Annotated in this window: 18 protein-coding genes; 5 read left to right on the top strand and 13 right to left on the bottom strand. The window is 67.9% G+C overall.

The window, feature by feature from the left end; all coding sequences use genetic code 11:
• Nucleotides 1-7 precede the first annotated feature (7 nt).
• The 12 genes from NGK62_RS15580 to NGK62_RS15525 form a co-directional block, all read right to left on the bottom strand.
• A complete protein-coding gene (locus NGK62_RS15580) occupies nt 8-760 on the bottom strand; it encodes a glucose 1-dehydrogenase (protein WP_251879082.1) in 753 nt (250 codons plus the stop codon).
• A 25-nt stretch (nt 761-785) separates the two neighbouring features.
• Entirely contained in the window at nt 786-2,222 is a 1,437-nt protein-coding gene (locus NGK62_RS15575; RefSeq protein ID WP_251879080.1) for an aldehyde dehydrogenase family protein, read from the bottom strand.
• A gap of 17 nt (nt 2,223-2,239) precedes the next feature.
• Entirely contained in the window at nt 2,240-2,896 is a 657-nt protein-coding gene (locus tag NGK62_RS15570; RefSeq protein ID WP_251879078.1) for an ABC transporter ATP-binding protein, read from the bottom strand.
• A gap of 4 nt (nt 2,897-2,900) precedes the next feature.
• The gene (locus tag NGK62_RS15565; protein ID WP_251879076.1) at nt 2,901-3,641 is read right to left on the bottom strand and encodes an ABC transporter ATP-binding protein; all 741 of its coding nucleotides are present in this window, start codon (nt 3,639-3,641) and stop codon (nt 2,901-2,903) included.
• 2 nt (nt 3,642-3,643) lie between these two features.
• Complete coding sequence (locus tag NGK62_RS15560) at nt 3,644-4,624, bottom strand: branched-chain amino acid ABC transporter permease (protein ID WP_251879074.1); 981 nt, start codon at nt 4,622-4,624, stop codon at nt 3,644-3,646.
• Nucleotides 4,624-5,529 carry a branched-chain amino acid ABC transporter permease gene (locus tag NGK62_RS15555; RefSeq protein ID WP_251879072.1) on the bottom strand — a complete coding sequence of 302 codons (906 nt, stop codon included), beginning with the start codon at nt 5,527-5,529 and terminating at the stop codon, nt 4,624-4,626. Before NGK62_RS15555 ends, NGK62_RS15560 begins: the two co-directional genes overlap by 1 nt.
• A 314-nt stretch (nt 5,530-5,843) precedes the next feature.
• Nucleotides 5,844-6,383 (bottom strand): DUF4340 domain-containing protein, encoded by a 540-nt coding sequence (locus NGK62_RS15550; protein ID WP_251879070.1) that lies wholly within the window; start codon nt 6,381-6,383, stop codon nt 5,844-5,846.
• Entirely contained in the window at nt 6,380-7,756 is a 1,377-nt protein-coding gene (locus NGK62_RS15545; protein ID WP_251879068.1) for a GldG family protein, read from the bottom strand. Before NGK62_RS15545 ends, NGK62_RS15550 begins: the two co-directional genes overlap by 4 nt.
• A complete protein-coding gene (locus tag NGK62_RS15540; protein WP_251879066.1) occupies nt 7,753-8,466 on the bottom strand; it encodes an ABC transporter permease in 714 nt (237 codons plus the stop codon). Before NGK62_RS15540 ends, NGK62_RS15545 begins: the two co-directional genes overlap by 4 nt.
• A complete protein-coding gene (locus NGK62_RS15535; protein WP_251879064.1) occupies nt 8,463-9,422 on the bottom strand; it encodes an ABC transporter ATP-binding protein in 960 nt (319 codons plus the stop codon). Before NGK62_RS15535 ends, NGK62_RS15540 begins: the two co-directional genes overlap by 4 nt.
• 9 nt (nt 9,423-9,431) lie before the next feature.
• Nucleotides 9,432-10,289, bottom strand: a complete 858-nt coding sequence (locus NGK62_RS15530) for an N-acyl homoserine lactonase family protein (protein WP_251879062.1) — start codon at nt 10,287-10,289, stop codon at nt 9,432-9,434.
• Nucleotides 10,290-10,603: 314 nt separating this feature from the next.
• The gene (locus NGK62_RS15525) at nt 10,604-14,146 is read right to left on the bottom strand and encodes an indolepyruvate ferredoxin oxidoreductase family protein (protein ID WP_251879060.1); all 3,543 of its coding nucleotides are present in this window, start codon (nt 14,144-14,146) and stop codon (nt 10,604-10,606) included.
• A 102-nt stretch (nt 14,147-14,248) separates the two neighbouring features.
• On the opposite strand from NGK62_RS15525, the gene NGK62_RS15520 reads away from it, so the two are divergent.
• Nucleotides 14,249-15,154: a LysR substrate-binding domain-containing protein gene (locus NGK62_RS15520; RefSeq protein ID WP_251879058.1), complete on the top strand. Its 906-nt coding sequence runs from the start codon at nt 14,249-14,251 to the stop codon at nt 15,152-15,154.
• A 20-nt stretch (nt 15,155-15,174) separates the two neighbouring features.
• On the opposite strand, the gene NGK62_RS15515 is transcribed toward NGK62_RS15520, so the two are convergent.
• Nucleotides 15,175-16,083: a LysR family transcriptional regulator gene (locus tag NGK62_RS15515; protein ID WP_251879056.1), complete on the bottom strand. Its 909-nt coding sequence runs from the start codon at nt 16,081-16,083 to the stop codon at nt 15,175-15,177.
• A 126-nt stretch (nt 16,084-16,209) separates the two neighbouring features.
• On the opposite strand from NGK62_RS15515, the gene NGK62_RS15510 reads away from it, so the two are divergent.
• From NGK62_RS15510 to NGK62_RS15495, 4 genes are all read left to right on the top strand, one after another.
• Nucleotides 16,210-16,803, top strand: coding sequence for an amino acid synthesis family protein (locus NGK62_RS15510; protein ID WP_088142851.1), 594 nt, complete (start codon nt 16,210-16,212; stop codon nt 16,801-16,803).
• Nucleotides 16,800-17,588 carry an alpha/beta fold hydrolase gene (locus NGK62_RS15505; RefSeq protein ID WP_251879053.1) on the top strand — a complete coding sequence of 263 codons (789 nt, stop codon included), beginning with the start codon at nt 16,800-16,802 and terminating at the stop codon, nt 17,586-17,588. Before NGK62_RS15510 ends, NGK62_RS15505 begins: the two co-directional genes overlap by 4 nt.
• 31 nt (nt 17,589-17,619) lie before the next feature.
• Nucleotides 17,620-18,591, top strand: a complete 972-nt coding sequence (locus tag NGK62_RS15500) for a Bug family tripartite tricarboxylate transporter substrate binding protein (protein ID WP_054452078.1) — start codon at nt 17,620-17,622, stop codon at nt 18,589-18,591.
• Between the two features lie 106 nt (nt 18,592-18,697).
• Nucleotides 18,698-20,590, top strand: coding sequence for a sigma-54-dependent Fis family transcriptional regulator (locus NGK62_RS15495; RefSeq protein WP_251879051.1), 1,893 nt, complete (start codon nt 18,698-18,700; stop codon nt 20,588-20,590).
• The last annotated feature ends 54 nt before the right edge of the window (nt 20,591-20,644 follow it).

Raw genomic sequence — 20,644 nt, 5'->3', positions numbered from 1 at the left:
CGGCACGTCAGACCGTGCGGCCGCCGTCCACCGGGAACTCGACGCCGGTAATGAACTCGGCGGCGTCGCTGGCCAGGAACAGCGCTGCCGCGGCCACGTCCGAAGGCTGGCAGAAGCGGCCCAGCGGAATGGTCGATACGAACTTGGCACGGTTCTCGGGCGTGTCGGGCAGGCCCATGAACAGCTCGAACATGCCGGTGATGCCCATTACCGGGCAGATGGCGTTGACGCGGATGCCGTCGGGTCCCAACTCCACCGCCATGGACTTCGACAGCACGTTGACCGCGCCTTTGGACGCGTTGTACCAGCTGAGGCCCGGACGCGGCCGGATGCCGGCGGTCGAGCCCACGTTCAGGATCACGCCGCGCTTCTGCTTGCGCATGACGGGCACCACGGCCTGCGCCATGTGGTAAATGGACTTCACGTTGATGTCGAACATGCGGTCGAACATGGCCTCGTCCACGTCCAGCATCGGCTGGTTCTTGTGGGTGATGGCGGCATTGTTGACCACGATATCGACCGAACCGAATTTTTCCAGGCAGGTGCGCACGGTGTTGTCGATGTCGGCGCGGCTGGACACGTCGGCCTTCACCGCCAATGCGGCGGCGCCAACTTCGGCTGCCACGCGGTCGGCGGCCTCCTTGTTGATGTCGGCGATGACGACGCGGGCGCCCTCCTTGGCGTACAGCTTGACGATACCCTCGCCGAAACCGCTGCCGCCGCCCGTAACGATGGCGACCTTGCCTTGCAACTGACTCATTGTTTGTCTCCGGATGGTGTGGCGATCATTCGCCGTAGTATTGGATGAGCGTCTTGGTCGTGCTCATTTCTTCCAGCGCGATGAAGCCTTTCTCGCGCCCGTGTCCGCTTTTCTTCACGCCGCCGAACGGCAGTTCCACGCCGCCGCCCGCGCCAAAACCGTTGATGTAGACCTGGCCGCACTTGATGCCGCGCGCCACGCGCTGCTGGCGTCCCCCGTTCTCGGTCCAGACCGCGCCCAAGAGACCGTATTCCGTGGCGTTGGCCAGGCGTATGGCATCGGCCTCAGTGTCGAAGGGCAACGCCACCAGCACCGGCCCGAAGATCTCCTGGGTCAGCAGATCGCTATCGTGATTGGCCGAACTGAACAGGGTCGGCTTGACGAAGTAGCCGCCCTCCGGCACGCCGTCGGCGATGGCGCCTTCCGCCACCACCTTCAACCCGTCCGCCAGGCCCTTGGCGATGTAGCGGTTGACCCGGTCGTACTGCGCCTTGTTGACCACCGGGCCGCAGGTCAGGTCCATGTCCGGCGTGCCCGCGCGCACCTTGGAGAATTCCTCGGCCAGCGCCTTCATGAAATCGGCATAGATCCCTTTCTGCACCAGCAGGCGGCTGCCGGCGGTGCAGGTCTGGCCGGTGTTGTGGACGATGCCCTTGACGATGGCCGGAATGGCCAGCTTGTAGCGCGCATCGTCGAACACGATGTGCGCCGACTTGCCGCCCAGTTCCAGCACGCACTTGACGGCGTTGACGGCGGCAGCCTGCTGGATCAGCACGCCGACCTCGTTGGAACCGGTGAAGGTGATGAAATTGATGTCGGGATGGCGCGACAGGCTGGCGCCAGCCTCTTCGCCCAGGCCCGTCACGATGTTCAGCGCGCCGGCCGGAAAGCCGACTTCCAGCGCCAGTTCGGCCACGCGGACGATGGACAGGCAGGCATCCTCGGCCGGTTTGACCACGCTGGCGTTGCCCATGGCGAGCGCGGGCGCCACGCTGCGACCGAACATCTGCGCCGGATAGTTCCAGGGAATGATATGGGCGGTGACGCCCAGCGGCTCGCGGATCAGCTGGACCGAATAGTCTTTTTGAAAGGGGATGGTCTGGCCATGCACCTTGTCGGCCGCGCCGCCGTAGAACTCGAAGTAGCGCGCCAGCACCGTGATGTCGGCGCGCGCGGTGGACATGGGCTTGCCGGTGTCGCGCGATTCCAGCTGCGCCAGTTCCTCGTGATGCGCCAACACGCTCTCGCCCAGGCGCAGCAACAGCCGACCGCGCTCCAGCGCGCTCAGCCCGCCCCACTCGCCGTCCAGCGCTGCGCGCGCCGCCCGCACCGCCGCGTCCACATCGGCCTGCTGGCCGCGCGGAATGGTGGTGAATACCTTGCCGTCTACCGGCGAAACCACCTCGATGCTGCGGCCGTCGGCGGCATCGACCTGGCGGCCATTGATGATCATCTGCGTCATGGAATGTCTCCGTGGAATCAGTTCAGCGTGATCGAGCCGCGCTCGATCGTCCATATCTGGTCGGGGATGTCGCCGAGCAACTTGACGTTGGACTCGGTGATCACCACGCACAAGTCGGGCTGCAGCTCTTTCAGCCGCGCCAGCGCTTCGGTGTAATCGCGCGCAAGCTTGGGTGCGAGGCCCTGGAAGGGCTCATCCAGCATCAAGAGGCGCGTACCCACCATGACGGCGCGCGCCAGCGCCACCATCTTGCCCTGGCCTCCGGACAACGCGGAGCCGGAGCGCTGCAGCATGGGTTCCAGCTGCGGCACGACCTTCAGCACCGTGGCGACGCGCGCCTCGATCTCGGCCTTGGACTGGCCTTGCACTTCGCAGGGCAGGTGCAGGTTCTGCTCCACCGTCATGGTGGGGAAGATCACCCGGTCCTCGGGTGCATAGCCCACCTTCAGCGCCGCGCGCCGGTGGCCGGGCAGCGCGGTCAGGTCGGTGCCGTCGAAGGCGATCTTGCCGGACTTGATCCGCGTCAGGCCCATGATGGTGCGCAACAGCGTGGTCTTGCCCGCGCCGTTGCGGCCAACGATGCCGATGGTCTTGGAAGGTTCGAAACTGGCGCTGACGTCCCGCAGGATACGGTTGCCGGCCAGATCTACGTTGACGCCCGATAGGTTCAGCATGTTCTCAGGCCCCCAGCACTTCGCTTTTGATCTGCGCGTTGTTCAAGACTTCATCGGGCGTGCCGTCCGCGGCCACCTTGCCCGAGATCCAGGCCGCCACCCGCGTGGCATAGCGCGACACGATGTCCACGTCGTGTTCGACGAACCAGCTGGTGACGCGCCGCTCATCCAGCGCATGCATGACGGTTTCCATCAGGCCGAACTTATCCTCGGACGCGACGCCGCTGGTGGGCTCGTCCATGATCAGCAGCTTGGGCCGCAGCGCCAGCGCCATGGCCACGTCCAGCAGCTTGCGCTTGCCTTCGGGCAGCCCGATGGAGATCTCGTCGGCCTCGGGCAGCAGGCCTACCAGGTCCAGGGTGGCGTCGACTTCCTTTTCGTCTATGGTGCTTTCCAGCGAGCGGAACCAGCTCAGCTCCTTGTTGCGCCGCGCCGCCGCGATCTGCACGCACTGACGCACGGTGTGCTCGGTGAACAGCTGCGGCAACTGGAATGAACGGCCCAACCCCAGCCGCACGATCTTGCGCGGCGCCATCGCCGTGACGTCGCGGCCGTCGAAATAGACCTTGCCCTGGGACGGCGCCAGATAGCCCGTGCAGATGTTGATGAAGGTGGTCTTGCCCGCGCCGTTCTGTCCGATCACTGCCAGGCGCTCGCCCTCGTGCAGCTCGAAGTTGATATTGTCGGCAGCCACCACGCCGCCGAAGGCCAGGTACAGGTCTTTGGTTTGAATGAGGGGTTTCATCTTCAGTTCCTCACCGGGATCCGGGCAGGGGCCTGCGCGCGGGTCTGCTCGCGCCGCTGCGCCGCGGCGCGTTTCATGATCTGGCCGACGAAGCCGGTGGGGAACATGAAGATCACCAGGATCAAGGTCAGGCCCAGCAGGAACTGCCACAGCCCGGGGAAGTAGGCCGCCGAGATCAGCTTCACGGATTCGAAGCCCACCGCGCCCAGGAATGCGCCCGCCGCATGGCCGGCGCCGCCCAGGATGGTGATGAAGACGAATTCGCCGGAGCGCAGCCAGGACCCGATTTCGGGCGTGACCAGTCCTTGCATCAGCGCCAGGATGGCGCCCGAGAAGCCGACCACCACGGCCGACAGCAGGTAGCCCTTCCACATGATGAAGTAGGCGGAAAAGCCGAGATATTCCAGGCGCGTTTCGTTGGTCTTGATCGCCGACAGGGCCTGGCCGCTGCCGGACCGGAAGTAACGCTGCACCCACCACGCAAGGATCAAGGACAGGACCAGCGTCAGCACCAGCAGCGCGCGCTCGAACGATTCCCGCTCCATGGCAAAGCCCGCCATCGCCGGGCGCACGATGCGCAGGCCGTCCGAGCCGCCCGTCAGGGTGTAGAGCTTGCCCAGAAGCGCGAACAGCACCATGCTCAGGGCAAGGTTAAGCATGCCGAAGAAGATGCCGCGGTAGCGCACCACGAACAGGCCGATGACCACCGCAGCGAGGAAGCTGGCCAGCACGCCGGCCAGGATCAGCGTCAGCGCGTCCGTGCCAGGCACGGCGCTCGCCAGGAAGGCCACCGTATAGGCCGAGATGCACGAGTACATCGCGTGGCCGAAGGAAATCTGCCCGGCGCGGGCCATCACCGATACGCCCAGCGCCGCAATCGCGTAGGTCAGCCCGATGACGATGGGCGTGATGGTCCAGGAGTACGTGTAGCCAAGGAACAGCGTGAGCAGCGCGGCCAGCAGGCTGAGAACGGGAACTCTCATCAGATCGTCCTCGCTTGGGCCACGGTGAACAGGCCATGCGGCCGGATGATGAGCACCAGCACCATGATGATGTACGGCACCGCGACCTCCAGTTCCGGCGCGGCATAGACGGCGATGGCGCGGATCACGCCGATCAGCAGCGCCGCGATCAGCGCGCCGGTGATCTGGCCCAGGCCGGCGGTGGCTACCACCGCGAACGACAACACGGTCATGTCGGTGCCGGCGCCCGGCACCAGCGATGTGGTCGGCGCAGCCATGGCGCCGCCCAGCGCGCCCAGGATGGTGGCGATCACGAAGGTGACGTAGCCGATTTTCTTGGCATTGATGCCCAGCGAGGTCGCGACCTCGCGGTTGTGCGTGGTCGCCACGGTCTGCTTGCCCAGCTTGGTGTGGCGCAGGAAGAATTCCAGGCACACATAGGCCAGCAGCGCGGTCGCCGGCACCACCACCAGTTGATAGGTGGTGTAGGTAATGTCGCCGATCTCGATGTTGCCCAGCCGGTTGACCACTTCGCTGGCGCTGTAGGGCTGCGCGCCCCACAGCATGCGCTGGATGTCCTCCAGCATCAGGAATGCGCCGAACGTCAGCAGCAGCTTCAGGATGGGATCGTAGTTCTGTGCGCGTCGGATCAGCAGGAACTCCATGATGCTGCCCAGCGCCAGCCCGACCGCGACGGCCGCCGCGAACAAGGCCGCGAACAGCAGGATGGGAGAGTCCGTCCTGGGCGCCAGGAACATGACGAAGCTGGCGGCCGCATAGCCCCCGAACGCATAGAAGGCGCCGTGGGCGACGTTCAGGATGCCCATCACGCCGAACACCAGGGTTAACCCCATTGATACCAGGAACAGCAGACTGGCATACGCCACGCCGTCCACCAAGGCGAGAGGCAGTAGATCCAAGGTCAAGCGTTTTCTCCCTAAGTGCTGTGCACCTGCCGCGCTCGCCGATCCGTCGTCCTGCAACATGGATCGCAAGCCTGGCTGTGCGGGCCGTCGCCCTGGCGCGCGCGGCGCGCCCTGTCTCGTTATCAACCGTTCCGCATCCGTTCCGCGATGCATCGCGGACAGGCCGGAGGGCACTTTTCCGACAGGTTCTGCAACATTCTTCCGATGCCTTTGGAACCCGCCTGTTAATGGCTTTGAAGTATAGGTATGCGCCTTTTCAGCGACTATTTATCTTTGTGCAAGCCCGGCTTCGCGGACGATAGAGTGCCGCGTACTCAAGGGGCTGCAATCGCCATGGCGGCCAACGGCGCGCGGGTCTGGTAGTTGGGGACGATCCGTATCTCCGGCTCGCCCGGCACTTGCACATAACGGCCTAAGCCATCTGGCGCAAGCTCGCCCACGTCCAGGCTCGCCAGCTTGGCGCCGGACGCATCCAGGACTTCGATGCGCAATTGCGGCGGCGTCAGGCCGTAGGGCTGGTCCGGTTGCGGGACCAGCGCGCGATCGCTGCGGGCCTGCGAAAACAACGCCAAGAATTCCTCTGCATCGAAGCCGTCGGCAGTCTGGCCGGCGGCCGCCACCCAGCCTTGCGCGCCGCGCCGCAGCCGCAGCGAGGCGCCGGGTGTGGCCAAGACCACCTGCGCGGCATCGGCCGGACTCCAGGCATGAAGTCGCGCGGGCTTACCGGAGTCGTCGTGCAGATGGGTATGGCCGCCATGGCGCTGCGGTGACTCGGTTGCCTCCCGCCATTGCCATAGCGACAGGCCGATGCCCGCCGCCAGCAGCAGCGACCAGCCGGCACGCGCGGCGTTCACCGGCGCCTCCACCACATCAGCAGTCCGGCCATCAGCGCCAGCAGGGGCAAGGCCACCGTGCTGGTCCAGAAGACCGCGCGCATCTGGCGGTTGGTCAGCTCGACCCGGCGGTTCTCGTAATGCCGGGGCCGTATCGTCAGCAAGGCGTCCTCGCCCGCCAACAGCGATACCGCATTGGTGAAGAGCGCGCCGTTGCCCAGGATGGCGAAATGGCGGTTGGTCGCGAAATCGCTATCTCCCGCCACCAGCAGCATGGGCAGCGCGGCGCCGTCCGCGCCCTGGGCGTTGCGCGTCGCCAAGGCCATCAGCGCGTAGCGCGCGGCGGACCGGCCGGGCAGCAGCGCCTGGTCGGAAGTCTGCGCCAGCGGCGTCACCACCACGCCGCGGGGCAGGCTGTCGCCCGCGGGTTCCAGGCCGGCGGCGCCAGGGAAGAAGCTCAAGGGCAGGCCGCGCGTCAGTTTGTGCCGGGTGTAGTCGCTGACGGCCGGACTGCCGGGATCGTTGCGGTAATGGCTGGCCGGATCCGCCAGCACGCCCGGCGCGCGCGCGATGCCGAAGTCGCCGAGCAAGGCGTCCAGGCCGTGGGCCGAGTCCGGCTCCAGCAGCAACAGGGTCTTGCCGCCCCCGGCCGTCCATTCCCGCAGCGCTTGCGCATCGTCCGCGCCGAACGGCGTGCGCGGGCCGGCCGCGACCACCACCGAGCATTGCGGCAGCGCCTGCGCCAGGTTGCCCGCGTTCACGCCGCGCGTGGCGAAGCCCAATGTGCGCAGCGCGTTGCGCGCCATCGCCATGCCATGCTGCTCGTGCACCTCGACCCGGGCCACCAGGTTCTCGTCGCCGTCGTGTTCTTCCAGGTCGTCCAACGAGGTCAGACTGTCGAGCGCGGCTTCGCGATGGCCTTGCGTGAAACAGACGGTCTGCGCGCCGCGTTGGCTGATGCGGATCAGCGCATTGGTGAAATCGGTCTCTGTGCCGCCGTTGATCGTCAGGCGCCGTTCGCCCGCGACCAGCACGGCGCTGCCGGCGAATTGGATGCCGGCCTCGCGCGCCTCTGCCGGACGCAGCGCCGGATCCACCCCGCGCACCTGGATCAGCGGATTGGCGCGCTGGTACTGGCGCAACAACTCCAGCGCGTCGAGCATGCTCTTGTTGCGCAGGTCGTAGAACCAGGTGACTTCGACGGGCTGGCCGATACGGCGCGCTACTTCGATGCTCTCGGGAGCCAGGCTGTACAGGCGCTGGGCGGTCAGGTCCAGGCGGCCAAGATGGCGCGAGGCCCAAAGGTTCAGCGCCAACAGCAGCGCCGCAACCGCCATCACGGGCAGCCATAGCGCCAGGCGCTTTACGGCGCGGTGCGCGGCATCGCGGTTCATCGCAGCCTCCAGCGCTTGAGATTGACCGTGGCCGCCATCAGGGCCAGCAGCGTCAGGCTGGCCAATGTCAGCGTGGCGGGGCCTGGCAGCACGCCGCGGATGAAGTCGACGTGCTGCGCCGACAGCGACAACGCCTGGAAGAACGGCGATAGCGCGGGAAAGGCATCCAGCGCGGCGGGATAGTCGATGAACCACAGCAGCACCAGGATGCCCCAGGTGGCGCTGGCCGCCACGATCTGATTGGTGCAGGCGCTGGACATCGCGATGCCGATGGCCAGGAACAGCGCGCCGTACAGGAACACGCCGATGTAGCCGCCGACGATGGGCCCGTAGTCCGGCTGCCCGTACCAGGCCAGGGGCAGCACCGCGGACGCGGTGCCCGCCAGCATCAGCGCCAGCACGGTCAATCCGGCCGCATACTTGGCCGCGACCAAGATGAAGTCCGGCAGCGGCAAAGTCAGCAACAGTTCCAGCGTGCCCTGCCGCGCTTCTTCGGCGAATGCCCGCATGCTGACCAGCGGCATCACCAGGATCAGCAGAATGGTCATATTGTGGAAGGCGGTCACCATCTGCCCCGTGCTGACGAAGAACAGGTTGAAGCTGAACAGATAGCCCGACAGCGCCCAGAACACCGCCACCACCGCCAGCGCCACGGGCGACCCGAAGTCGGTGCGCAGTTCCTTGCGATACAGGGCGAGGAAACTCCTCATGCGCGCCTCCGCAGTTGCGCGTCGTTGGGCGCCAGCGCGGCCAGCAGGCGGGCCTCGACGGCGTCGTGCATGGACAGCACCGCGCGCAGTTCCGCATGCGCGAGCACAATGCGCAGCACCGCGTCGCAGCTCGCATCGCCGCCCTCCTGGCGGTCCCAGCCTATGCGCCATTTGCTGTGGTCCGCGTCCACCGGTTCGGCGTCTGCGCCCTTGACCCCGGGGCAGGCAAGCAAGGCCGCGCGCAAGGCGGCATGCCGCGCCAGGGGCAGTTTCAGGCTCAGCTGCAGCGCGGCCGGGGTCTCGCCCAGCGCCGCGTCCTCCACCAGCCGGCCCTGGCGCAGGATGGCAATGCGGGTGCACAAAGCCTCTACTTCCTGCATTAAATGGCTGCTGAACACCACGGCGCGGCCTTGCGCGCAGCGCCGGATCATGGCGCGCGCCTCGACGATCTGCACGGGGTCCAGTCCGTTGGTGGCCTCGTCCAGCAGCAGCACGGGCGGGTCATTCAATACGGCCTGCACCAGGCCGACGCGCTGGCGCTGCCCCTTGGACAGCCGACCTATGGTGGAGCGCGTCAGCCCCTGCAGATCGAACCCGTCGATGGCCCGCTCGATCGCCTGGCGCCGGGCTCCGGCGCCGCCCGCGACCTTGACGCCGGCGACGAACTCCAGGTATTGCAAGACTGTCAGTGCGTCATACAGCGGCGCGCGCTCCGGCAGATAACCGATGTCGGCGTTGCCGCGCCCCGCGGCCGGCTGGCGGCCGCGGATCGTGATGCGGCCGCTATCGGGCGCGTAGAAGCCCGCCATCAGGCGCAAGGTGGTGGTCTTGCCGCTGCCGTTCGGACCCAGCAGACCCACGATTTCGCCTGGTCCCACGCTGAGACTCAGGGAATGCAGGACCTGACGCGGCCCGAACGACTTGCAGACTTCGTGCAAGGCGACTACCGGCTGCATGGCGCGCCCTCAGTCGAAGACCTTGGTCTTGGCGTTCTGCGCGTGCTGTTCCGCGTCGTGGCTGTACCAGAGCTGGCCCTGGCGCGCGTCGCGGATCTGCTTGAGCCGGTCGATGGCCAGCATGGATGCGGCCGTGTTCCACGTGATGCCCGGGATCACGCCGGCTTCGTTCTCGCCCGTGTAGATGGCGTCCGCCGCCAGCAGCACCGTGCCCGTGTTCTTCAGCTTGACCTGCAGGGACTGGTGGCCCTGGGTATGACCCTTGGTGTCCAGCAGCACGATGCTGCCGTCGCCGAACAGGTCGAAATCCCCTTCGACCTGAATGAAGTCGTAGTCTCGCGTGGTGTCGAAGTCCTTCATGACATAGGCCGCGCGCTGGAACTTCTCCGGCCACCAGGCGGCCCGCAACTCCGCCTTCTGCACCACGTGGCGCGCCTTGGGGAACATCTTGATGTTACCTGCGTGGTCCAGGTGGAAGTGCGAATACACCACGTACTTCACGTCGTTGACATCAAAGCCCGCGGCCTTGAGCTGCCGGTCCACCACCTCGTCGCGCCCCTGGATGGAGTTGAACGCCCCGCACAGGCCCTGCCCCCAGTAATTGGCGCAGTTGCCGTCGGCCGTGGCCTGGTTCATGCCGGTGTCGAACAGCACCAGCCCGCGCGGGTGCTGGATCACGTAGGCCGGCACGGGAATCTTGATCTTGGTGCCCACGTCCACCATGGCGGTCATGAAGCCCTTGTCCAGCTCGATCTTGCCCACGGACAATTGCATCAATTTGATATCCGGCGGCGCATCGGCCGCGTGGACCCATCCTCCCGCCATGACCGCGGCCGCGCCCAACAGCGTTTTCCAACTCTTGCTCATTGTTGTCTCCTCGGACCAACAGGGAGCCGCTGCCGGACGGCAACGGCCGGTCAGCCGGCGCCCGGTGTACCCCGGGGTCTCGGCTGGTGTGCAAAAGGCAGGCAATCTTCTGTGTGCGGGCATCGCGACCGCTGCGCTCGGTGGCGCGGCGGGCAACGGCGTCTGGCGGCCGTTTCATGATGCAGAACTCTGACGCAAGCCCCCGAGTCTGCCTATTGAGAAATGCTTAAGCATGGCTTCGGCCGGCCCAAAGTGGCGGGAATCCCTAATGGCGGGCTGGGCGGCTGGATGGCCATCCAGCCGGTGGAGTGGTCTCAGGCCGCCAGCGTTTCCCGCGCCGGTGCGCGGTACTGCTCCCACAGCCCGGCTTCCCGCGCGCGCGCCCCTTCGACGTTTTTCTCTTTGACATGGCCATAGCCGCGGATCGTGTCCGGCAGCGCGGCCAGTTCCAGCGCCGTGGCGCGATTGGCCGCGTCCAGCGTGCGCGAGAACTCCCCGGCCAGCGCCAGATAGTCGGCCGCCAGTTGACGCTCCATGCGGCGTTCGGCGGTCTTGCCGAACACGTCCAGCCAGGTGCCGCGCAGCCGCTTCATGGGCGCCAGCGCGCGAAACGCCAGCCCCATCCACGAACCGTAGGCGCGCTTCTGCAGGCGTCCGCGCGCGTCGCGGCGCGCCAGCGCGGGCGGAGCCAGGTGATAGCGCAGCTGGTAGTCGCGGCCAGGCTCACCTTCGAACTGCTGGCGCAGCCGGGCCTTGAAGGCGGGGTCCACGTACAGACGGGCCACCTCGTATTCGTCCTTGTAGGTCATGAGCTTGGCGAGATTGCGCGCGACCGTCTGCGTGACTTCGAAACGCTGCGGATCCGCCAACGTGGCCTCACGCGCGCGCACCGCCGCCACCGCCTCCAAGAAGCGCGCGGCGTAGGCCTCGTCCTGGTAGGCGCGCACGTGTTGCGCCAGCCGCTGGATCTGGCCGTCCAGGGACTCCGGCAGGGCCATCACCTGCGCTCGCGGCGCCGGCTTGAGCGCGGCGGCGCCATGATGCGCGGCTTGCCGGCCCAGTTCGAAGGCGGCCAGGTTCTTCTCGACCGAGACGCCGTTCAGTTCGATGGCGCGCCGCAGGCTGTCCAGCGCCAGCGGCAGCCCGCCCTGCTGCCAGGCGTAGCCCAGCAGCAGCGGGTTGGCGTAGATGGTGTCGCCGAGCAGAGCTTCGGCCAGCGGACCGGCCTCGATGAAGTCGCAATTGCCGCCCGTGCTGCGCGCCAGCGCGGCTTCGGCCTGCGCGCCGGGAAACCGCCAGCTCGGCTGCGACAGGAAAGCCGCCGTCGGCGCGGCGCTGCTGTTCACCACGGCGCGGCCATGGTCCGGCCGCAGGCGCGACAGCACTTCCGGCGACGCCGCCACCAGCGCATCGCAGCCGATGACCAGATCCGCCTCGCCCAGCGCCACGCGCGTGGCATGCAGGTCCGCGGGACGATTGGCCAGTTGCACGTGGCTGAGCACGGCGCCGCCTTTCTGCGCCAGCCCGGCCATGTCCAGCACGGTCACGCCCTTGCCTTCAAGATGCGCGGCGGCTCCCAGCAGCGCGCCGACGGTCACGACGCCAGTGCCGCCCACGCCCGCGATCACCACGCGGTAGGCCCCTGGCGGGCGGATTTCCGCCAGGTCGGGCTGCGGCGGTTCGGCCAACGCGGGGAGATTCCTGCCCGTGCCCGGCTTGCGCAGCGTCGCGCCTTCCGCCGTGACAAAACTGGGGCAAAAGCCCTCCACGCAGGAGAAGTCCTTGTTGCAGGACGACTGGTTGATGCGGCGCTTCGTGCCCAGCGGCGTGTCCAGCGGCTCGACCGACAGGCAGTTGGATTGCACCGAACAATCGCCGCAGCCTTCGCAGACCGACTCGTTGATGAAGGCGCGGCGCTGCGGGTCGGGATACTCGCCGCGCTTGCGGCGGCGGCGCTTCTCGGTGGCGCAGGTCTGGTCGTAGATCAGCACCGTCGTGCCTGCGACGTCGCGCAAGGCGCGCTGCACGTCGTCCAGCGCCTTGCGGTGGTGCACTGCCACGCCCTGCGGCAGCGCGGCGGCGCCGGCGTACTTTTCCGGCTCGTCGGTCACCACCACGGTCTGGACCACGCCTTCGGCCTGCATCTGCGCGGCGATCTGCGGCACCGTGAGCACGCCGTCCACCGGCTGCCCGCCCGTCATCGCGACGGCGTCGTTGTAGAGGATCTTGTAGGTAATGCTGGCGTGCGCGGCGACTGCCGCGCGTATGGCCAGCAGCCCCGAATGGAAATAGGTGCCGTCGCCCAGGTTGGCGAAGATGTGGCGCTCAGTGGTGAAGTCCTTCTGGCCCAGCCAGGCAACGCCTTCGCCGCCCATCTGGCTGAAGGTGTCGGTCTTGCGGTCCATCCACATCGCCATGTAATGGCAGCCGATGCCGGCGACCGCGCGCGAGCCTTCGGGCACGCGGGTGGAGGTATTATGCGGACAGCCCGAACAGAACCAGGGCTTGCGCTCTTCCACCAGCGTGGGGCGGGCAGCCTCGCGCTCCTTGGCGTCGATCACCGCCAGCCGCGCCGCGATGCGCGCCCGCAGCGCGTCCGACAGGTCGGCTTTCTCCAGGCGCGCGGCGATGGCGCGGGCGATCAGGGCCGGCGACAGCTCGTGGCGCGCGGGCAGCAGCCAGCCGCCGCGCGGCGTGGACCATTCGCCGCCGCCGTTGTCGCGCTCGTCGAACTTGCCGTAGACGCGCGGCCGCACGTCGTCGCGCCAGTTGTAGAGTTCTTCCTTCAGCGCGTACTCCAGGATCTGGCGCTTTTCCTCCACCACCAGGATCTCTTTCAGGCCAGTGGCGAATTCGCGCGCATCCTGCGCGTCCAGCGGCCAGATGCAGCCCACCTTCAACACGCGTATGCCGGCCTCGCGACAGGCGGCCTCGTCCAGGCCCAGGTCATTGAGCGCCTGGCGCACGTCCAGATACGCCTTGCCGGCCGTCATGATGCCGAAGTGCGCCTGCGGCGAATCCAGCACCACGCGGTTCAGCTTGTTGGCGCGCACATAGGCCAGCGCCGCATACCACTTGTGATCCAGCAGCCGCGCCTCCTGCGCCAGCGGCGTGTCAGGCCAGCGGATGTTCAGTCCGCCTTCGGGCAAGGCGTCCTCGGGCAGCACAATCTGCACCCGGTCCGGATCCACTTCCACCGAAGCGCTGGATTCGACCACGTCGGTCACGCACTTCATCGCCACCCACAGGCCGGTGTAGCGGCTCATGGCCCAGCCGTGCAAGCCATAGTCCAGGTATTCCTGCACATTGGACGGATACAACACCGGTATGCCGCTGGCGATCAGCACGTGCTCGGACTGGTGCGCCACCGACGAGGACTTGGCGGCATGATCGTCGCCCGCCAGCATCAGCACGCCGCCATGCGCCGAGCTGCCGGCGGAGTTGGCGTGCTTGAGCACGTCCACCGACCGGTCCACGCCAGGCCCCTTGCCGTACCACATGCCGAACACGCCATCGCGCGCCGCGCCCGGAAACAGGTTCAGCTGTTGCGAACCCCATACCGCCGTGGCGGCCAGGTCTTCGTTCACGCCCGGCTGGAACACCACGTCGTTGGCCTGCAGGTGGCGCTTGGCCTTCCACAGCGCCTGGTCCAGCCCGCCCAGCGGCGAGCCGCGGTAGCCCGAGATGTAGCCGCCGGTGTTCAGGCCGGCCTGCAGGTCGCGCTGCTTTTGCAGCAGCGGCAGCCGTACCAGGGCCTGGGTGCCGCTCAGATAGATGCGCCCTTGGCTGCGGGTGTACTTGTCGTCCAGCGTCAGGCCATGGGTATCGGCCGCGCCTGCGGAAAGGGGGGTGTCCACGCTTGTCTCCTGCGTTCCGGTTCTTGGTGTTTTGCCGCAGTGTAGGAACCAGGCTGGCTATCGTATATTCATATATTCAGGTATCAGATATTCGATAAACAGATGGCTAACGACGTCACCTTGCGGCAGCTGCGCTACTTCGCGGCCGCCGCCCGGACCGGCCGGTTTTCCATGGCCGCCGCCGACGAGCATGTCTCCCAATCCGCGGTCACCAATGCCGTGCTGGCGCTGGAGGCGCAACTGGGCGTGCGCCTGTTCGACCGCCATCCCCATGGCGTCACCCTGACGCCCGAAGGGCATAACTTCCACCAGCGCGCACGTGAAGTGCTCGATTCGCTGGACGACGCCCTGCGCGAGCCCGGCTTCCAGCGCTATGCGCTGCGCGGCGCAGTGAGGATCGCCGCGTCCTACACGGTGCTGGGCTACTTCCTGCCAGATCTGCTGGCGCGCTTCCGGCGGCGCTATCCCGACGTGGAGCTGGACCTGGTCGACCTGGACCGGCCCGAGATCGAAGCCGCGGTGACCAGCGGCGAGGTCGAACTGGGCGTGGCGCTGCTGTCCAACGTGGAACGGCGCGAGCGCTTCGGAAACCAGGTGCTGGTGCGCTCGCGGCGGCAGCTATGGACCGCGTCCGGCCATCCGCTGGCGCAGGCGTCGGCGCCGTCGCTGGCCGATATTGCCGGCTATCCCTACATCCTGCTGGAAATGGACGAAGGCGAGCGCTCCGCGCTGGCCTATTGGCGCGCCCATGGCCTGCAGCCTGATATCGCGTTCCGCACTCGTTCGATGGAGGCGCTGCGCGGGCTGGTTGCGCATGGCTTCGGCGTCACGATGCTGTCGGACATGGTCTACCGTCCGTGGTCGCTGGAAGGCCGCAAGATCGAGGCCGTACCCATTACCGACGCCGTCCCGCCCATGGAGGCCGGGCTGCTGTGGCATCAGCAAGCGCGGCTGGCCAAGCCCGCCGAGGCCTTCCGCCAGTTCATGATCTACGCCTGCGGCGTCTAGCGCCGCGGCACGCCTGGCCGCTATACCAGGATCGCGCCCTTGCGGCGCGTGAACTGGGCCAAGGAACGCAGGGCCAGCGCATGCATGGCCGCGACGGACGGCAGCAGCGTTTCTTCCTTGCGGGTCAGCACGCCGACGATGCGCTCGACCGTGGGTTCGGCCAGCGGCACGAAGGCCAGGCCGGTCGCGGCCGCCGGCCGCGCCAGCACCGGCAGCACGGTCACGCCCAGGCCGCTGAACACGCTGGCCAGCAACGACGCGCGGTTCGACACCACCATGAACGGGTCCTCGATGGCGCTGCCCAGTTGCCGGTTCTTCAGCGTGTCGAAGGTGGCATTGCCTATCAGGCGTTCGTCCGCCAACGCCGACCAGGGCACGGGGCCGCGCCGCCGCGCCAACGGATGGCTCTTGCGGCACACTAGGCCGAATGCGTCGCGCGCCACCGGCGCGAACGCCACTTCCGTGGTGCGCGGTACTTGTCCCGCCACCCCTACCTGGACCTCGCCGCTCAGCACCAGGCGGTGCACGTCCTGCGAGGACTCGTCGACGGCGCGGATGCGGATCGCGGGGTGGCTGCGCGCGTAGCGCTCCAGCAGGCGCGGCAGCCACTCGTCGGCCAGCGACGGCATCACCGCCAGCGACACCGGTCCCTGGCTGCCCAGGCCGAATTGACGCGCCGCGTCCAGCACCCGGTCGTGGGTGGACAGCAGTTCGCGGAACAGCGGGGCCACGGCAATGCCCAGGGGCGTGAGCTGCGCGCGCTTGCCGGGTTCGAACAGCGGCGCGCCCAGCTGCTGCTCCAGATCCTGCATGGCCGCCGACACGGCTGCCTGCGAGCGGAACGTGCCTTCGGCCGCCAGGCGGAAACTGCCATGGTCGGCCGCCAACAGGAACTGGCGCAGATGCTGGATTTTCAAGGGCGCGGACATGGCTTGAAGGCTGTAGAAAATTCGGATTTTCCGAAATTAACTTGAGTTAATTTGGATTGTCAAAAATCCGCTTCGCCTTCAACAATGGCCGCGTCTTTCATTCCTACAGGTACTGGAGCAGCGGTTATGTCTTTGCAAGTGCGCAAGGTAGTCAGCTATGTGGAAAAAACCCTGATCGAAGGCGGCCGCGAGGCCGAGCGCCCGCTGGTGATGGTCATCGCCGCGGCCGTGATCCGCAATCCTTGGGCCGGCCTGCCGTTCCAGGAAGACCTGAGGCCCAAGATCCTGGAAGCCGCGCCGCCGCTGGGCGAGCTGCTGGTCGCGGAAATCCTGCGCCAGGCCGGCTCGGCCGACCAGGTTGAAGCCTATGGCAAGGCGGCGGTCGTGGGCACTGCCGGCGAAGTCGAACACGCCTCGGCCCTGATCCACACGCTGCGCTTTGGCAATGCCTATCGCGGCGCGGTCGGCGGCACCAGCTACCTGAGCTTCACCAATATGCGCGGCGGCCCCGGCTGCGTGATCACCGTGCCGCTGATGCACAAGCTCGACGAAGGCCTGCGCTCGCACTACCTGACCGTGCAGACCACCATCAACGACGCGCCCGCGCCGGACGAAATCGTGATCGCCCTGGGCGCGGCGACCTCGGGCCGTCCGCATCATCGGATCGGCAACCGCTACTCCGACCTGCAGGAACTGGAACGCGAGGCGCAAGCCAAATGAGCGCGCATGTTCGGCGTTCGGGCCGCGGCGCGCCGCTGGTGCTGCTGCATGGCGTCGGCCTGGACCACACCTTGTGGGACGATCTGGCGCCGCTGCTGGAACCGCATTTCGAGGTGCTGCGCTACGACATGCTGGGCCATGGCCGCGCCCCCGCTGTCGCCGATGGGGTGAGGGTACAGGACTACATCGCGCAGCTGGACGCGGAACTGGACCGCGCCGGCTGGCAAAGCGCCAATCTGCTGGGCTATTCCATGGGCGGCCTGATCGCGGGCGCCTATGCCGCCGCCCGCCCGCGGCGCGTCACCCGCCTGGCCTTGTTGAGCACGGTATTCCGCCGCAGCGCGGACGAAACGCGTGCCGTGCTGGCGCGGCTGGAAGCGGCGGCCACGCAGGATCCCGCAGCCGCGGCCCAGGTCTCGCTGCAGCGCTGGTTCACGCCCGCGTTCCAGGCCCGGCGTCCCGAGCGCGTGGCCGGCATCGGCCAGCGCCTGCTGGACAACGACCGCGCCAGCTTCCTGGCCGCCTACCGCGTGTTCGCGCAGGGCGACCCGATCCTGGCGCAGGCCGCACCCGATATCGCCTGCCCCGCCCTCGTGCTGACGGGCGAGCTGGACGTCGGCTCGACCCCGCGCATGACGCGGGAACTGGCCAAGGCGCTGCCCCATGCGCAGGCGCAGGTGGTGCCGGACCAGCGGCACATGCTGCCGGTGGAAGAGCCCGCCATCGTGGCGGCGGCGCTGCATGAGTTTTTTCTGCCGGCTGCCGGCGCGCCAAGCGCGGCCTAGCCCGCGTAGAGTGGATACGGAGACAAACAATATGAATCGCAGAACCATCCTGAAGAACATGGCAGCCCTGGCGCTCACGCCGCTGGGCGCCGCGCTCGGCGGCGCCGCCAGCGCGCGCGAAGCCCCCTTGCGCGTCATCGTGCCCTTCCCGCCCGGCGGCGGCACCGACGTGCTGGGCCGGGTGATCGCCGCCACGCTGGAAGGCGCGCTCGACCGCCCGGTGGTGGTTGAGAACAAGCCCGGCGCCAGCGGCATGCTGGGCGCCGACTACACCGCCAACGGCGCCAAGGATGGCAGCGTGCTGCTGTTCGCCGGCCTGGTGCCCTCGGTGCGCTACTACGCCAAGCCGCCCGAGGACGTACTCAAGCAACTGGCGCCCGTCTGCCCGATTGCCCGTTCGCCGTATATGGTGGCGGTCAACGCCGACCTGCCGGCCAAGACCCTGGGCGAACTCGTCGCCCAGGCCAAGCGCGAGCCCAAGGGGCTGACCTTCGGTTCCCCCGGCAACGCCACGCCGCAGCATCTGGCCACCGAATTGCTGCAGGCCGCCTGCGGCATCGACATGCTGCACGTGCCCTACCGCGGCACGGGCCCGATGATGACGGACCTGCTGGGCGGACAGATCCAGGTGGTGGTCGCCACCGTGGCGGCGGTGGAACCGTATCTGCAGGGCGGACGCCTGCGCGTGCTGGCCGTGACCAGCCCGGAACGCCTGCCCAAGTACCCGGACATCCCGACGGTGGCGGAAGGCGGCTACCCCGGCTTCTCGGCGCAGATCCAGTTCGGCACCTATTGCGCGGCCGGCACGCCGGAAGCCGCCATTGCGGCGCTGAACCAGGGCATCAACCGCGCGCTGCAGACCGAGACGGTGCGCGCCAAGCTGGGCGAACAGGGCTTCCAGCCCACCGGCGGCACGCCCGCGCAGCTGCAACAGGCGCTGCTGGCGGAAATCCGCGACGTGGCGGGGCTGGTGCAGGCCGGCAAGGTCAAGGTCGACCTGTAGCGTCCCCATACGTCCCGATGCTGGATAACCAGCATTTACAGGCATGTCGTCCTCTGTGCATGCTGCCCGTTGATCCGGCGCAGATCGGGCGCAACATGGAGACGACATGCCTAGTCAGGAATCCCTGCACTCCGCCCATATCCGCGAGATCGAACAAGTCGGCCAGGGCCGCCCCACCCTGCGCGACGCGCACGTGGTCAGCAGCTGGCTGCGCTGCCTGGACCAGTACCGGCTGGATCCCGCCCAGGCCTGCGAGGCCTACATCGTGCCGGATGGCCGGCTGCGCGAACACCGCCAGCAGTCCGAAGCGCTGATTTCCATTGCACGATCCGGCCTGGACCATCTTTTCCGCCAGGTTGCCGGCCAGAGCTACGTGCTGCTGCTGGCCGACCGCCAGGGCGTCACCGTGGAATTCCTGGGCGATGCGCAGCAGACCGCCAGCCTGCGCAAGGCTGGACTGTATCTGGGGTCGGAATGGTCGGAGCGCCGCGCCGGCACCTGCGCCGTGGGCGCCTGCCTGGAAAGCGGCGAAGCCCTCACCATCCACCAGACCGATCACTTCGACAACACCCACACCCCCCTGTCCTGCACCGCCGCGCCCATCTATAACGCCGACGGCGAACTCGCGGCCGTGCTGGACATCTCGCTGCTGAGTTCGCCCATCCTGAAAGCCAGCCAGAACCTGGCGCTGCATCTGGTCACCAGCACCACGCGGCGCATCGAGATGGCCAACCTGATGGCGCGCACCAGCAACGAATGGGTGCTGCGCTTCGCGCGTTCGCCGGAATTCCTGGACGTGGATCCGGAGGCCGCGATCTCGCTGGACGGCTCCGGCCGCATCCTGGGCATGACGCATACCGGCGCCAAACTGCTGGCGCGCGCCGCCGGCCTGGACTGGCGCAATCCCGCCGGCCTGATCGGCCAGCCCGTCACCCGTTTCTTCGACGTGCAGCTCGATGACCTGCCGCGCTACACCCGCGCCCATGCGCCGCAGCAACGCTTGATCGCGGCCCGCGACGGCAACGCGCTGTTCGCGCACGCCATCGAACCCAACCGGCACGCGCGCGGCGCCTCGGTTGCGGTGCGCGGCGCGCCGTCCGCGCTGCGCGGCCTGGATGGCGGCGACACCCGCATGGCGGCCCTGCTGACGCGCGCAGCCAAATTGGCCCGGCAGGGGCTGCCCCTTCTGCTGCAAGGCGAAACCGGAGTCGGCAAGGAATACCTGGCCCGCGCCATCCACGACGGCAGCCAGCGCGCCGGGCGCTTCGTCGCCGTGAATTGCGCGGCAATTCCCGAATCGCTGATCGAAAGCGAGCTGTTCGGCTACCTGCCCGGCGCCTACACCGGCGCGGCGGCCAAGGGCCGCAAGGGCCTGATCGAGGAATCCGACGGCGGCACGCTGTTCCTGGACGAGATCGGCGACATGCCGCTGGCGCTGCAAAGCCGCCTGTTGCGCGTGCTGGCCGAATCCGAGGTCACGCCCATCGGCGCGAACGCTCCGCGCGCCGTGCGCCTGTGCCTGGTGTCGGCCTCGCACCGCGACCTGGCCGCGCTGGTGCGCGAGGGACGCTTCCGCGAAGACCTCTATTACCGCATCAATGCCGCCACCCTGACGGTGCCGCCGCTGCGCGAGCGCGCCGACCTGGAATGGCTCATCTCCCGCCTGCTGGCGCGCCACCAGGACGAGTCCGGCGCCCCCGTGCTGGCGCCTGCCGCGCTGATGGCGTTGAAGGCGCATGCCTGGCCCGGCAACATCCGCGAACTCGCCAACGCCATCGCGGTCGCCGCCGCGCTGTGCGAAAACGGCGTGATCGAACCCGCCGACCTGCCCGACGCGCTGGCGCCCGCGGCGGCCGCCGCCAGTCCCGCGGAGGCGGCCTTGCGCGCCATGCTGGCCAGTTGCGGCGGCAACGTCTCCGAAGCCGCGCGGCGCCTGGGCGTGGATCGCTCCACCGTGCATCGCCAGATGCGGCGCCACGGCCTGGCCTCGCGCTCCTGAGGCCCACGGCCGGGCGCCACAGCTGGGTGCCACACGCGGGCGCCACACCCGGGC

This window comes from Achromobacter sp. Marseille-Q4954, assembly GCF_943737025.1.
GTDB lineage: Bacteria > Pseudomonadota > Gammaproteobacteria > Burkholderiales > Burkholderiaceae_B > Achromobacter > Achromobacter bronchisepticus_A.
The sequence above is the reverse complement of the archived record's forward strand: the minus strand, read 5'-3'. Positions and strand labels throughout refer to the sequence as shown.